Raw genomic sequence first — 13,755 nt, 5'->3', positions numbered from 1 at the left:
ATTATGGTACTGCGTAAAACCCGGGGTTAACGTACACCTTCCCCTACATAAGGGTTATGAATGCGCTCTTCACCGAAGGTACCCATAGGGCCATGTCCGGGAATAAAGCGGACATCATCCCCCAGCGGAAACAGGTTTTCTTTTATGGATTTGATCAGGGTTGCGCTATCGCCGCGGGGAAAATCGGTACGTCCGACAGAGCCTCGAAACAAAACATCCCCGACCTGGGCCAGTTTTGAGGGCCGATGGAAAAAGACTACATGTCCGGGCGTATGTCCGGGGCAAAAGTACACTTCCAGTTCGATATTGCCAAAATGCACTTTATCCCCCTGCTCGAGCCAGCGATCTGTTTGGAAAGCTTCTGCATGGGTGAACCCAAAACGCTGTTTTTGTTCCGGGATAAGATCTATCCAGAACTGATCTTCGCTGTGAGGTCCCTCAATCTTTACGCCAAAATGATCAACCATGGCCTGGGTCGCCCCGGCATGATCAATATGGGCATGGGTCAGTAACACTTTTGCTAAAGTCAGTTTTTTTTCACTGATAAAGGCAATTAATTTTTCGATATCACCGCCGGGATCAACTACCGCTGCCTGCATGGTTTCATCACACCAGAAAATGGTGCAATTTTGCTGGAACGGCGTCACCGGGATTATTTGGTATTGCAGCATTAGAAGCCCCCCTTAAAAAAAGAGCCAGTATAAATAAATATCTGAATAAGCGAAAGCATCTTACTACTGGATTTGCTTGCTAAGATCTAAAACCATGCACTTTAGGAGGCGCGGTAGAGAGAATTATTATTTACTGGTTATAAAGATATGAAAATAGGTGTTAACAGGGAGGTAGCGGAGTCATGAATAAAAACAAAAATGCCCGGGAAAATCCGGGCATTTCACTATTTATAGCTAATTTATTGTTAACTTATTACTAAGCTAAAGCATAAATTAGAATTTAACGTTAACACCGGCAGTAATACGACGGCCGATTACGTCAAAGTAAGCACCTTCATCAAACGCATAAGGGTTGTTTGGTGGCGTTCTGTCTGCAATGTTTTGCATACCAAGACGTACTTCAACATCATCGATTACGTTATAGTTTACTGTTACGTCAAAAGTAGTATAAGAAGGAATATCGTTATAGTTATTCACTTCTTCAGACCAGAAGTTTCTGTCGTAAACAGTACCGTGTCTGTAGTTACCGATCAAAGCAACACGAAGGTTATCATCATACTGGTAAGCCGTAGTTAAACGTGCTCTCCAGCGAGGTTTCTCCATTTCACCTGTGTAAGTGAAGTTATCGGTAGCAAGACCTGTTTGGTTCTTCTCATGGTTCTCTAGGTAAGTCGCAACCAATCTGAAGTCAAAGGTACCAAAAGTAGTATCCAGCTTATAAGTTGACTCGATATCAACACCGCTCAGTTTTTCTACTGCGGCATTTAATGAAGTTTCGTAGAAACCGGTAACTTCAAGAGTTTCTGGGTCACGGGTAAACTTGTCACAGAACGGATTATCCAGGCTATCACCTTGATAACAGTTAGCCATGGAGTCTTCATATTCATAGAAGTTAATCGCATCTTCGATTTCAAACTTCCAGTAATCCACTGTGATATCGAAGTTTTCGATATAGCTAGGTGAGTAGATTAAACCGATAGTGATATCATCAGAAACCTCATTTTGAAGCTCTGGGTTACCGCCGATTTCACCTTCAAGTGAACCGCCGTTGTACCACTCATCACTCGGTGTCCAATCTGCCGGGATACCTGCAGCGGCACAGTTTCTGGTTAACTGTTCTTTGTAATCACTTTTTTCAATATAGTCTGCAGCACAAACTTCTTTACGCTGTCCGGCATACTGAGTACCGGCAGGAGAATATAAGTCGTTAATTGTTGGCGCACGAACAGATTGTGCTTTAGTAGCACGAAGTCTGAAGTCATCGTTAATTTGCCAGTTAAGACCTAATTTATAAGCACTATCAGTACCGGTAGAGCTGTAATCCATGTAGCGGTAAGCCATTTCAAGCGTTACTTCTTCAGCTAGATACTGTTCAGCTAACAAAGGAACAATGATTTCAGCTGAGTATTCTTTAACCGTCACTTCACCTTTGTAAGAATCGCCCGAGTTACCAAAAATAATACCTGAGCGGATACCTGAACCCGGAGTTTCAAACGCTCTTTCTTTACGCCAGTCGTAACTGAAAGCCGTTTGAAGAGTACCTGCAGGTAATTCATATACGTCACCGGTAACGGTAATACCGTAACTGGTTTGATCATGACCACGCTCAGCAGTTGCTACGGTAGAGATATATGCATTCGCTTCTGGTGAAACTTCGTTTTTACCTAAGAAGTTAACCGGAGCACAACCTTCAATGGCGCCGATAACTTCACCGTCATCATTACGGTCGGCACAAACAATTTGCCCTTCAAATTCAACTGCATCAATGGCATTTTGAAGATTTTCAGTAAAGATTTCCCCTTTCCAGGAAGTATCTTGGTTCATAGTACCGTGCTGGAAATAGGCAGAGTAAGACCACTCATCGTTAATGATGCCGTCCAGGCCAACAGAGGCACGGGCAGTATAGCGTTCTTGAACATATTTACGCGGACCGAAATCATCACTTAAACGACGCATGCTGATACTATCAACACCAGCTTCATCCATAGCAGCGGCTAAGTCATCTTTGATGTATGCATTGTCACGCTGGATAACTAACTCACCGGTACGCAGGAAAATTGGTGTAGACTGACCGTGTGCCTTACTATTTGAGTAAGTCATGTCCCACGTCAGTTCATGGTCATCATTAATCGCCTGGTGACCAGCTAAGTTAACTGTGTAACGCTTTAACGGCGTACGGAAAAATTCATCAGCGCCGTATTCGATACCGTCACCGTATGGACCAGTATAGTACCAAGGTCGAGAAGAACCTTCGATACCACCAGCTTCCTGACGGGCATCATTATTGTTAAATGGACGTAAGTTACCATTTTCATCAAAAGTCCAGTGATTACCGCCCAGGAAAAATTCACTAGACTCATCGTAAAGACCGTAGTGCTCACCCTGGTTATGTTGGATCATACCCGGGATACCATCGTCGCCGCTTGTGTCATCAGGATTAGGACGAGACTCTGACGGGTTATTGCGATACCAGGCTTTGTCCAACATCGCCATTTGTTCTTGTTCGGCGTAATCGAAGTTAAAGATATAACCGCTATCTTTTTCTTCTTTACCGAAAGTGATAGAAGCAAAATCTTGCTCACCGCCGCCTTCATTTGGACGGGTAGTGGCAATATCAACTTCGAAGCCATCAAAAGACTTACGGGTAACGATGTTAACAACACCGGCTACAGCATCAGCACCGTAAACCGCTGAAGCACCACCTGTTGTAATTTCGATACGCTCAACAAAAGAGGTCGCGATATTGTTTAAATCTACCGCGCTTTCACCGGCTTGTCCTGGTACAAAACGTCTGCCGTTAACCAAAACAAGAGTACGACCACTACCCAGACCACGAAGATCTGTGGTGTTTAAGCCGTTAGCATAGATGAAGTTGTTTGAGTTTTCAGGGCTTAAGCCAACATCAGAAGAAGGCATTTCTGCTAAAAAGTCATTAACGTTACTGATACCGGCATCTTGTAATTCAACACGGCTAATTACAGTAACTGGAGTAGGAGAGACCGCCCCGATACGTTTGATTTTAGAACCGGTAACTGAGATACGTTCAACAGCTTCTTCTTCAGCTGAAAAAGCCGGTAACGAAATTGCAGTGCTCGCGCCAACTATCATGGCTAAACGAACAGCTTTAGCGATTTTGCTATTGCTATACATATTATTTTCCCTGGAAAATTTCATGATTTATATAAAGATTTATTATTAAAATTATTTCTTGTTTCTGTTTGATGATTTTTTGTAAATTAAAATTACAAAATTCACGCCCAATAGTAAACGGATCCCAGTAACACGGTCAATATAAACAGGCAAATTCTTTTACATTACTTTTACAAGTATCGTAAATATCCGGTAAAGTATGTAAACAAGTCATTATAATTAAAGGACTTAGCAAGAACTGGGCCTTTTTTAACCAGGTAAAATCAAAGCCAACGATGAGTCTCGTACTTTAGTATTGATCCCCTTATCTTTCCCTTGTTATAGTCTGCTAGCCTAATTTGTGTACCAGATAACAATCCATCAAGAGATCAAATGGTGACTTTCTTTAGTTGAACTAAATTTAACCCGGGTTAAATAAGTTGAGGATGCCTGCTATGGGATCTTATGCCTGATTCATAGCGGCAAGCGTTAATACCAATAAAAATAAGGTAGGGAAATGAAAAAAAAATTCATCACAAGGACATTAACCGTAGCCATCTCTCTGGCGCTCGGCAATCACACCGTATCCGCACAGCAAAATTCTGCACCACAGGCCGAAGAAGTCGAGAAAATATCTATCCTCGGCTCCCGGGTGTCAAGCCGCACCGCCACCGAATCTTCGGTACCGGTAGATATTATCAGCGCCGAATCACTGACCAAAGGCGGCTTTACCGAGCTGGGACAGAGCTTACAGGCCACTGCGCCGTCATTTAATTTTAGCCGCACCCAGGTTTCCGACGGCTCAGACTTGTTCCGGCCCGCTACCCTGCGCGGCCTGCAACCGGATCAAACCCTGGTATTGATCAATGGCAAACGTCGCCACAATCAGGCGATATTTGGCTTAAACGGCACGGTCGGCGCCGGTGCCGCCGGTACCGATATGAATGCCATTCCGATGACGGCACTGAAAAACGTCCAGGTGCTGCGTGACGGCGCCGCGGCGCAATATGGCTCAGATGCTATCGCCGGCGTTATTAACCTCAGCTTAAAAGACACGACAGATGTCACCTCGGGTTATTTCCAGGGGGGCGCTACCGGCGAGGGAGACGGGGAAAACTTTTCCATGGGCCTTAATACCGGCTTTGATATCGGCAACGATGGCGGCTTTATCAACCTCAGTGTTGAACTTCGCGACAGTGAGGGCACTAACCGCGCGCAGCGGGATATCGGCGGCTCTTCCACCACGGCCCGCGGCACACTTTCCGATAAAGTGCGCTGGGGACAAGGCAATGCCGAGTCCGAATTTATCTCCACCTTTTATAATATGATGATCCCGGTTAACGAGCTGGAAGTTTATTCTTTCGGCGGCTTCTCCAACCGCACCGCATTAGGTAACGGGTTTTTCAGAAATTATGATGAAGCAGCCAAAAACGTACCCCAGGTTTATGCCGACGGCTTCCTGCCCTATATAGACAATGAAGCGGAAGATATTTCTGTCTCCTTGGGCCTTAGGGGCGATATCAACGACGACTGGCAGTTTGATCTCTCCGCGGTTTACGGGGAAAACAAATATGACTTTGACTCGAAAAACACCATCAATGCCTCTTATGCCGCCGAATACCTGGCCAATAACCCGGACGCCTCTGATGAAGAAATTGCCGCCAATGCCGGCCCGACCTCAGGTTATTCCGGCGGTTTCCGTTTTGACCAGCTGACGTTTAATGCCGATGTTTCCGGCATCGTCGAAATCGGTTTCGATGAGCCCCTCTATGTCTCCTTCGGCGCAGAATACCGGGAAGAAAACTATGAAATCGTCGCCGGTGAAGAAGCCTCTTACGCCTGTGGCCTTGCCAATAGCGACACGTCTTTCGCCTCGGTTATCGATCCGGATACCTTTGCCGAGTGTGGTTTTCAGGCCTATCCCGGCCTCAGGCCCGATGCTTCAGGCGAAGCCGACCGCGACAGTTATGCCTTTTACCTGGATTTAGAGCTCCAGCTGAGCGAACAATGGAATGTCGGCACCGCCTTTCGCTATGAAGACTTTTCCGATGCCGGCGATGACTTAGTCGCGAAACTGTCCAGCCGCTATGACTTTAGCGACGATTTCGCCCTGCGCGGCGCCGTCTCTACCGGCTTTAGGGCGCCGTCGTTGCAACAAAGCGCCTATACCGCTTACACCACCAACTTAGGCGCCGGCGGGGTATTATCCCCTTCATTTACCGCCACCGCGGGCTCACCCTTCCCTTCGGCGCTTGGTGTAGACGGTTTGGATCTGGAAACGTCAGAGAGCATCAGCTTAGGGGCGGTCTTTAATATTAACGATGAAATCTCTGTCACCTTAGACGGTTACCATATCGAAATAGAAGACAGGATCACCTTAGGCAGCATGTTGTCTCCTGAAGATGTCGCCTTCAACCAGGCCGCCGTCGATGCCTTGGCGGCAACGGGCGCAGATCAGGCCAACTATTTTGCCAACTCGGTCAATTCCACCACCAAAGGACTGGACTTGATCGTCACCTATAACACAGATATCGCAGACGGCAGCCTGGCGGTTACCCTGGCCGGGAATATCAATGAAACCGAGATCGACGGCGTTAATGCCCCCGACGGCATTCCCAAGTCAGTAGCCCTGGATGATTTACAGCGCAGCTTCCTCACCGATGGCCAGCCGCAGGAGCGTGCAACCCTGACCTTTGATTATTCACGGGATAAATGGGGCGCAATTGTCCGGGCAAACTACTATGGTGAAACCGATGTTATTTATTTCGGTAACGACCATATCGGCCTGCCTGACTCAATCTTGGTGAACGACACCTTCAAAGATACCAGTGTGGTGGAATCTGCAGTCTTGATCGATATTAACTTCGATTACCAGATCAATGATAACTTCACCCTCGCCGCCGGTATCAATAACCTGTTTGATGTTACCCCGGATGAACTGGGGGAAAATGAAGCATTAGACTTTATCACCAACCAGGCATTTAAATATCCGGTGCGTGCCCTGCCCTACGGCTTTGACGGCATGAGTTATTATGCCCGGGTCAACTTCAGCTTTTAAACGTCAACAACGATGTAAAACCAGCACTCGGTCAGGGATTTCCCGGCTGAGTGCTTTCTGGTTATACAGGCTTTTGATTCACTTTTTTAATTACTTTTTTGAATGAAAACCGACAAGAAAATGAATTAATCTTTTGCTGTCGTAAACGTTATATTGGTGAGTGGAACAATACAAAAAATAAAGATAACAAATGACCATGTACCGAAACTTTGATTTAGCCACCTTAGAGCGAGAATACTCTCCCAGCAGCTGTATTGATGATATCAAGCTGTATATCAAGCAATACATAGACTTAAGCCAGGCGGCAACAACAGAAGCACAAAACGAACAAAAACTGATCGCCGATATACCCTATGGTCTGCTGCCGGATGAGCGCCTGGATCTCTATTTACCCACCCGGGAAAATCATAAAAAGCTCTTTGTTTATATTCATGGCGGCTACTGGCAAGAGCTGAGCAAGGCCGAGTCTTCTTTTGCCGCCAGCAACTTCCAACAACACGGCTGTACCTTTGCCGCCGTTAATTACACCCTGGCCCCGGATGCCAGTCTCAGTGAAATCGTTAACCAAAACCGTAAAGCCGTTGCCTACCTGATAATGTCGGCCGCCGAATTTGGTTATGAAGCGGATGAAATCTACCTGTGTGGCAGCTCAGCCGGCGCCCACCTGGCAATGATGATGTTATCTACCCGCTGGCAGAATTTTATTCCCCAAAATCAACTGCCGCCAGGGGGCTTTCCGGAAAATCCCATCAAAGGCATATGCGCCGTCAGCGGCATTTATGACCTGACCCCTATTGCCGAAACCTATATCAATGAACCGCTGCAATTAACCGGGGCGGAAATCGAGCAAAACAGTCCGTTATTTCACCTGCCAACGGCCAGGACACCGGTGATCTTTGCCTATGGCGAGCAGGAGACGTCGGAATTTAAAAGACAAAGCAATGAGATGTGTCAAAAACTCGAACAAGCCGGTTTCCCCGTCACCCTAAAGGAAATCAGCAAACGCAATCACTTCGATGTTATCCTGGATTTAGCCGACAGCAACAGCTGGTTATGCCAACAGGTTTTTACCCGGATGCAGCTTGAAATCCCGCTTAAGGCAACGGCTGAAAGCTATGGCTAGGGGCCACAGCTAAAACCATGGAAAATTAACGCTGCAGAATCTTTGTCAGTAATTTTACCGGACTATCTAAATGCGGCTGTTTAACATACACCAGATGCCAGTATATTTTCACCCCTGACTTACCGAGGCGCACCGTTTGGATCTCCCCTTCGCCGCCGGGAGCTGTGCTCCCCGCTTTGCCGGCAAGGTGAGGTTCAATCAGGTTTTTCGACATTATGGTGACGCCGATATTCGCCTTAACCAGCTCCACTATCGCTTCATTAAAGCCCACCTGCAGCACTTTACGCGGCATAATATTCTCCGGCTGGAAAAAAAGCTCATATTCACGATCTTTTTCCGGGACAACAGAGTTAGTGATATAGGTTTCATCAACAAAGTCATGCGCCGTTAAAAATTTCTGCCCGGCTTTATTATGTTTAGCCGACAAGCAGGCCAGCAACTCGTCTTCGAGCAGGAACTCGCTGCCATAAAGGTTATTGTCCAGCGTCAGCACCTGATTGGCGTTGGAAACAATGGCAATGTCCACCTCACCGTGAAATAGCGCCGTTAACGGCTGTTTCGCGGCATTGGCGGTGATCTCCAGCTCAATGCCGGGCAAATGCTCGCTAAACTGACGCATCACATCCGGCAGCCAGCGAAACGAGGCATAATGGGGTAAACCTAAACGTAATACCAGCTCGATACCGCTGCTAAGCCTGGCAATGTCATGCTCGGCGCGCGCCAGTTCTTCAAGAATTTTTTTCGCCGAATGCAGCAAGCGTTCACCGGCGGTGGTAATGATCAACTTACGGCCGCGGCGGTTAAATAACTTGGTCTTTAACCGCCGCTCGGCTTCGCGAATGCGGTTAGATAAAGCCGGCTGAGTAATAAACAGGCTCTCGGCCGCCTCTTTCACCGTTTCCGCCTGTGCTATGGTACAGATCATTTTCAGGTGGCTGATATTGAGCTGGCTTTTGCTAAAATCCATTAAAGACCCGTTGAAAGCATGAAAAAAACTACCTTAATCAAGCGATTCATGTCATGCAACTAAATTTCAAGGTTTAACTATTATCACAGACAAGTATGACCGCCGGGTTATAAATGGGTACGCAATTCAAATAATTCAGGGAAAAAGCTGATATCCAGGGCTTTTTTCAAAAACTCCACCCCGGAAGAGCCGCCTGTGCCCATCTTGTTGCCGATAATACGCTGCACGGTATACATATGTTTAAACCGCCACTGCTGGAAAGCATCTTCAATATCAATCAGCTTTTCCGCCAGCTCGTACAAATCGAAATGCTGCTCGGCATTTTGATAGACATGAATCCAGGCTTTTAATACCGACTCATTGCGGCTATAAGGCTGGCTGAAATCCCGGTCGGTAACCGCCGGATCGATTGCCATGCCGCTTTGGCTCAGTAAAATCAACACCTCGTCATATAAGCTGGGTTGATGTAAAATATCAGACAGCTCCTGGTGTACTTGCGGCTTGCTCTCATGCACCTGTAAAAACGAGGCATTTTTATTGCCCAATAAAAACTCCATTTTCCGGTAGCCGTATGACTGAAACCCGGAAGAGTGCCCCAGGGCATCGCGGAATTTCAGGTAATCCACCGGGGTTAAGGTGGAAAGCACATTCCACGACTGGGTCAGCTGGTTTAAGATATGCTTAACCCGGGAAATCACCTTAAAGGCGTGGCTGTAATTCGCCTCTTTGAGGTTATTGACCGCCGCCGTCAATTCATGCCCCGCCAGTTTCAGCCATAACTCGCTGGCCTGGTGGATAATTATAAACAACATTTCATCGTGCTCACCGGTGAGCGGTGTTTGCGCCGATAAGATCTGATCGAGATTGAGATAATCCCCGTAAGACATATCATCATTAAAATCAGTATGAATGGAGCCTTCAAACTCCCTCTGGTTGTAATGGGGACAACTCATGCTTTGACTTCCTTTTTCTTCGATAAGGTTTGTGATGAACCTGGTGATAAGGGATTAGATACCGTTTCAGGCAAGATGTTCGCCGTTAACTTTTCTTGTGCCAACTGATATAACAGCCGGTAAGTACATTCCGCTTGCCAGTTCTGCTCGATATCCGGTAAATTCATAACCTCATCCATAATTTCTTTTTGCACTTCCCCTACGGCCAGTGCCTGGGCATAGGGCAGTTCGGGGGAGAAAGTTACCATAGAATACAAGGGGATCCAAAGATCGGGATGCATTTCACTGAATTTTGCTTCTATTTTTTTCCTCAGCAAAAACCTGGCATCGCCGGCTAAATCACTCATTTCCACGAAATTACGTTTAGCCAGTTCGATAATGGCATCGCAATTTTCCTTACGCGCCTGCTGATAGGCAGGCAAGATCTCCCCCCAGTGATGCTGATGCTCTTCTACCAGCTCGGCTAAAACCCGGCAGTCCTCAAAACCGCAATTCATGCCCTGGCCGTAAAAAGGCACCATGGCATGGGCGGCATCGCCGATAAGCGCGACCTTATCCCGGATCACCCAGGGATCTATATGCACCAGACACAGCGGCGACGGGGCTTTTGCCATAAAGGTCGCCACCGGCTCTATCAATAAGGGCATGGCATCGGGAAAATATTCCCGGAAAAAATGACTGACCTTATCTTCATCATCCAGGGACTCAAAAGATAATTCCCCCTGCAAGTCCATAAACAAGGTACAGGTAAAAGAACCGTCGGGATTGGGCAAAGCAATCAACATAAAGTTTTTACGCGGCCAGATATGCAGGGCATTTTTTTCCATCATAAAACTGCCGTCGCTGTTTGCCGGGATCGTTAATTCGATATAGGTTTGCGGCATATAATCCAGACTGTAACTGATCCGCTGTCCGGGCAGCTCCTGTGCCAGGCGTCTGACCTTGGAAAACGTGCCGTCGGCGCCAAAAATTAACTCACGGTGATAATCAGCACTCTCCTTCCCTGAAACGTCAAAAGAGCAGGTACCGCTATCAAAATCCAGATCGGTGAGTTTATGCTCGAAATGTACCTCCACACCGGCTTGCTGCTCTGCCAGGGTGATCAGCTGCTCGTTGATACCGGCACGGGAAACCGACCAGATCGCCTGGTTGTCACGGCCATAAGGCTGCCGGGTCAGGCTGCCATCTACCGCATGTATCATACGACAAGTCATCGGGATGGCCTGCGCCCGTATTTCTTCATCCAGACCTATGGCTTTTAGGGCAAGCCAGCCGCGATCCGACAACGCCAGGTTAATGGATTTCCCCTGGTAAAGCGCCTTGGTACGGGAGTCGGGCCGGGATTCAAACAAATCGATTTTATAGCCTTTTCTGGCCAGCATCACCGCCAGCAGCGCCCCGACAGGACCGGCACCGACGATAGCAATATCTTCTTTTACCTGGTTTGTCATCTTAATCGCCCCTAGTGATGGCTTTGTGAAAGTAAGTTTCTTAATGTTTCACCGAAACGGTAGACATCTTCAAAGCTGTTATACAAAGGTGTCGGCGATAAGCGAATAACATCCGGCTCACGGAAATCTGCAATCACCCCGGCTTGGGTTAAGGCTTCAAAAAACTTTTTATCACTGCCGATAAGCTTTATCGACAGCTGGCAACCGCGCTTTTCTGGCTCTGTCGGGGTGATGATTTGTAATTGGTAGTCGGGAAACATGGCCACCACCTGGTTGAAGATATATTCCAGGTAAGCGGTAAGTTTCAGACTTTTTTTCCTGAGTCGGGGCATACCCGCCTCGGCAAAGATATCTAATGAGGCTTTTAATATCGCCATGCCCATTACAGGCGCGTTACTGATCTGCCAGCCCTCCGCCCCCGTCATCGGCTGGAAGTTATTTTCCATCAGGAAGCGGCGTTCTTTATCATGTCCCCACCAGCCGCCGAAACGTTTGATATCGGTATTGTTACCATGGCGGTCATGAACAAAGATCCCGGCGACATTACCGGCGCTGCCGTTAAGGTATTTGTAACTGCACCAGGCGGCAAAATCGACATTCCAGTCATGCAAATGTAAAGGCACATTACCCGCGGCGTGGGCAAGATCGAACCCCGCTAAGGCTCCTGCCTTGTGGGCGGCTTCGGTAAGGGTTTTCATATCAAACAGCTGGCCGGTGAAATAATTGACCCCACCAAAAAACACCAATGCCAGTTCATCTTTGTGCTCTTCGATGGCCGCGAGAATATCTTGTTCACGAAGTAAAAACTCACCTTCTCTCGGGGCGATTTCAATGATGGCTTCATCGGGATCAAAACCATGATGACGCACCTGAGTTTCTAACAGGTAACGGTCCGAGGGGAACATTTTCGCTTCACTGATAATTTTAAAGCGTTTGCCATCGGGCTGATAAAAAGAGACAAACAATAAATGCAGGTTGGTGGTCAGGGAGTTCATACATACCACTTCAGACTCGTTCGCCCCCACCAGCTCGGCAGAAGCCGGAGTCAAGATTTCATGGTAACTGACCCAGGGGTTTTTACCGTGAAAATGCCCCTCAACGCCCCACTTCGCCCACTCATCAAGCTCGCTGTTAATATAGTCTCTGGCAGATTTTGGCTGTAATCCCAGGGAATTGCCGGTGAAATACAGCACTTGTTGACCGTTTATAACCGGATGATGAAACTGTTGCCGGTAATGGGCCAGAGGATCAAGTTTGTCCTGCTCCTGGGCAAATGCCAGGGAATTTTCAAATGTCATGCTTATCCTTGTAGCTCTGATTCTGTTGCTGTTTGCTCACCCTAAGGCGGCTTTTGTTTTCAGCCGGGTTTATAACCCGGCTAAATTATCCAGTGAAATTACACCCCAAAAAAACTTTCGGCATTGCTTGCCAGCAATTTTTGCCGGGTAGCCTCGGTTAATCCCGGGGTGGTTTTAATTAACTGCCCCATTTGCTGCTCGCCTAAAGGAAAGGGATAATCGGTGCCGAACATCAAGCGATCCTCACCCATTTTTTTGATTAAAAATTGCAGGGCATCACCATCAAATACCGCGGTATCTAAATAAAAACGATCCAGGTAATGGCTGGGGGGATGTTCGGACTTTCCGCGGGCAATATCTCTGTGCAGCCAGGCGTTTTCCAGCCGCCCCAATAAAAAGGCAAACGAGCCGCCACCGTGGGCAAAACAGATTTTTAACTTATCACTTAAACGGTCAAAACCGCCGCCGAGGATCAGGGAAACAATCGACAGCTGGGTTTCAGCCGGCATGCCGACGGTCCAGCCCATCATATAATCTTTGGTGCGCTCACTCGCCATCATATCCCAGGGGTGAACAAAAACCGCAATATCTTGTTCGGCGCAGTGCTGCAAAAAGGTCAGCACCGCGCTGTCATCCATGTTTTTTAAACCGACGTGATTACCGATCTGTACCCCGACATGGCCGTTTTTCTTCGCCCGGCTCACTTCTTCGCAGGCAGTATCGGCATCCTGAAGCGGTACCTGGGCCATGGCAAATAATTTCCCCTGGCCAGCGGCACATATCTCCAGTGCGGCATCATTAAATAACTGCGCGCAGTAAAGGGCCTGGGCAACGGGCTTTTCATAAGCAAATAAAATCGGCGTCGCAGAAATGATCTGCTTGTCTACGCCATCGCGCGCCATTTCTTCAAGGCGTACCTGGGGGTCCCAGCAGGCGGAATAAATCGGCCGAAATTCCTGCTCCCCTCTCATCAGCATCGCCTTGCCATCACCGGCGTGCCTGAGCCAGGGCCAGTCGCCACCGTGAGGCAAACCGCCAAATTTCAGGGATAAGTCCTCCCAGGATTTTGGAAAAAAATGTGAGTGAATATCGACAACTTTCATTA

9 protein-coding genes are annotated in these 13,755 nt (G+C 47.6%); 2 read left to right on the top strand and 7 right to left on the bottom strand.

Annotated features, from left to right (window positions below):
• Positions 1-26 precede the first annotated feature (26 nt).
• Both SG35_RS10920 and SG35_RS10915 read right to left on the bottom strand, forming a co-directional pair.
• Positions 27-668: an MBL fold metallo-hydrolase gene (locus tag SG35_RS10920; protein ID WP_201777810.1), complete on the bottom strand. Its 642-nt coding sequence runs from the start codon at positions 666-668 to the stop codon at positions 27-29.
• A 276-nt stretch (positions 669-944) separates the two neighbouring features.
• Positions 945-3,821, bottom strand: a complete 2,877-nt coding sequence (locus tag SG35_RS10915; RefSeq protein WP_044833480.1) for a TonB-dependent receptor plug domain-containing protein — start codon at positions 3,819-3,821, stop codon at positions 945-947.
• Between the two features lie 496 nt (positions 3,822-4,317).
• On the opposite strand from SG35_RS10915, the gene SG35_RS10910 reads away from it, so the two are divergent.
• Entirely contained in the window at positions 4,318-6,858 is a 2,541-nt protein-coding gene (locus SG35_RS10910; protein WP_044833481.1) for a TonB-dependent receptor plug domain-containing protein, read from the top strand.
• Positions 6,859-7,048: 190 nt separating this feature from the next.
• A complete protein-coding gene (locus SG35_RS10905; protein ID WP_044833482.1) occupies positions 7,049-7,981 on the top strand; it encodes an alpha/beta hydrolase in 933 nt (310 codons plus the stop codon).
• Between the two features lie 25 nt (positions 7,982-8,006).
• Here SG35_RS10905 and SG35_RS10900 read toward each other — a convergent pair whose 3' ends face one another.
• The 5 genes from SG35_RS10900 to SG35_RS10880 all read right to left on the bottom strand — a co-directional run bounded on the left by SG35_RS10900 (position 8,007) and on the right by SG35_RS10880 (position 13,753).
• Positions 8,007-8,948 (bottom strand): LysR family transcriptional regulator, encoded by a 942-nt coding sequence (locus SG35_RS10900; RefSeq protein ID WP_044833483.1) that lies wholly within the window; start codon positions 8,946-8,948, stop codon positions 8,007-8,009.
• Positions 8,949-9,055: 107 nt separating this feature from the next.
• On the bottom strand, positions 9,056-9,901 hold the full coding sequence (gene kynA / locus SG35_RS10895) for a tryptophan 2,3-dioxygenase (protein ID WP_044833484.1): 846 nt from the start codon (positions 9,899-9,901) through the stop codon (positions 9,056-9,058).
• Positions 9,898-11,352, bottom strand: a complete 1,455-nt coding sequence (locus tag SG35_RS10890; protein ID WP_063888656.1) for an FAD-dependent oxidoreductase — start codon at positions 11,350-11,352, stop codon at positions 9,898-9,900. Before SG35_RS10890 ends, kynA begins: the two co-directional genes overlap by 4 nt.
• 11 nt (positions 11,353-11,363) lie before the next feature.
• Positions 11,364-12,650, bottom strand: a complete 1,287-nt coding sequence (kynU, locus tag SG35_RS10885) for a kynureninase (RefSeq protein ID WP_044833485.1) — start codon at positions 12,648-12,650, stop codon at positions 11,364-11,366.
• Positions 12,651-12,748: 98 nt separating this feature from the next.
• On the bottom strand, positions 12,749-13,753 hold the full coding sequence (locus tag SG35_RS10880) for an amidohydrolase family protein (RefSeq protein WP_044833486.1): 1,005 nt from the start codon (positions 13,751-13,753) through the stop codon (positions 12,749-12,751).
• Positions 13,754-13,755: the final 2 nt, after the last annotated feature.

This window comes from Thalassomonas actiniarum (assembly GCF_000948975.2).
GTDB classification, from domain to species: Bacteria; Pseudomonadota; Gammaproteobacteria; order Enterobacterales; family Alteromonadaceae; genus Thalassomonas; species Thalassomonas actiniarum.
Note: the sequence above shows the minus strand (reverse complement) of the source record. Positions and strands in the feature narration are given on the sequence as shown.

Coding starts and splice junctions, on each gene's coding strand:
- SG35_RS10900 (WP_044833483.1), bottom strand. CDS start 8,948: ATGGATTTTAGCAAAAGCCAGCTCAATATCAGCCACCTGAAAATGATC.
- SG35_RS10880 (WP_044833486.1), bottom strand. CDS start 13,753: ATGAAAGTTGTCGATATTCACTCACATTTTTTTCCAAAATCCTGGGAG.
- SG35_RS10915 (WP_044833480.1), bottom strand. CDS start 3,821: ATGTATAGCAATAGCAAAATCGCTAAAGCTGTTCGTTTAGCCATGATA.
- kynU (WP_044833485.1), bottom strand. CDS start 12,650: ATGACATTTGAAAATTCCCTGGCATTTGCCCAGGAGCAGGACAAACTT.
- SG35_RS10890 (WP_063888656.1), bottom strand. CDS start 11,352: ATGACAAACCAGGTAAAAGAAGATATTGCTATCGTCGGTGCCGGTCCT.
- SG35_RS10910 (WP_044833481.1), top strand. CDS start 4,318: ATGAAAAAAAAATTCATCACAAGGACATTAACCGTAGCCATCTCTCTG.
- SG35_RS10905 (WP_044833482.1), top strand. CDS start 7,049: ATGACCATGTACCGAAACTTTGATTTAGCCACCTTAGAGCGAGAATAC.
- kynA (WP_044833484.1), bottom strand. CDS start 9,901: ATGAGTTGTCCCCATTACAACCAGAGGGAGTTTGAAGGCTCCATTCAT.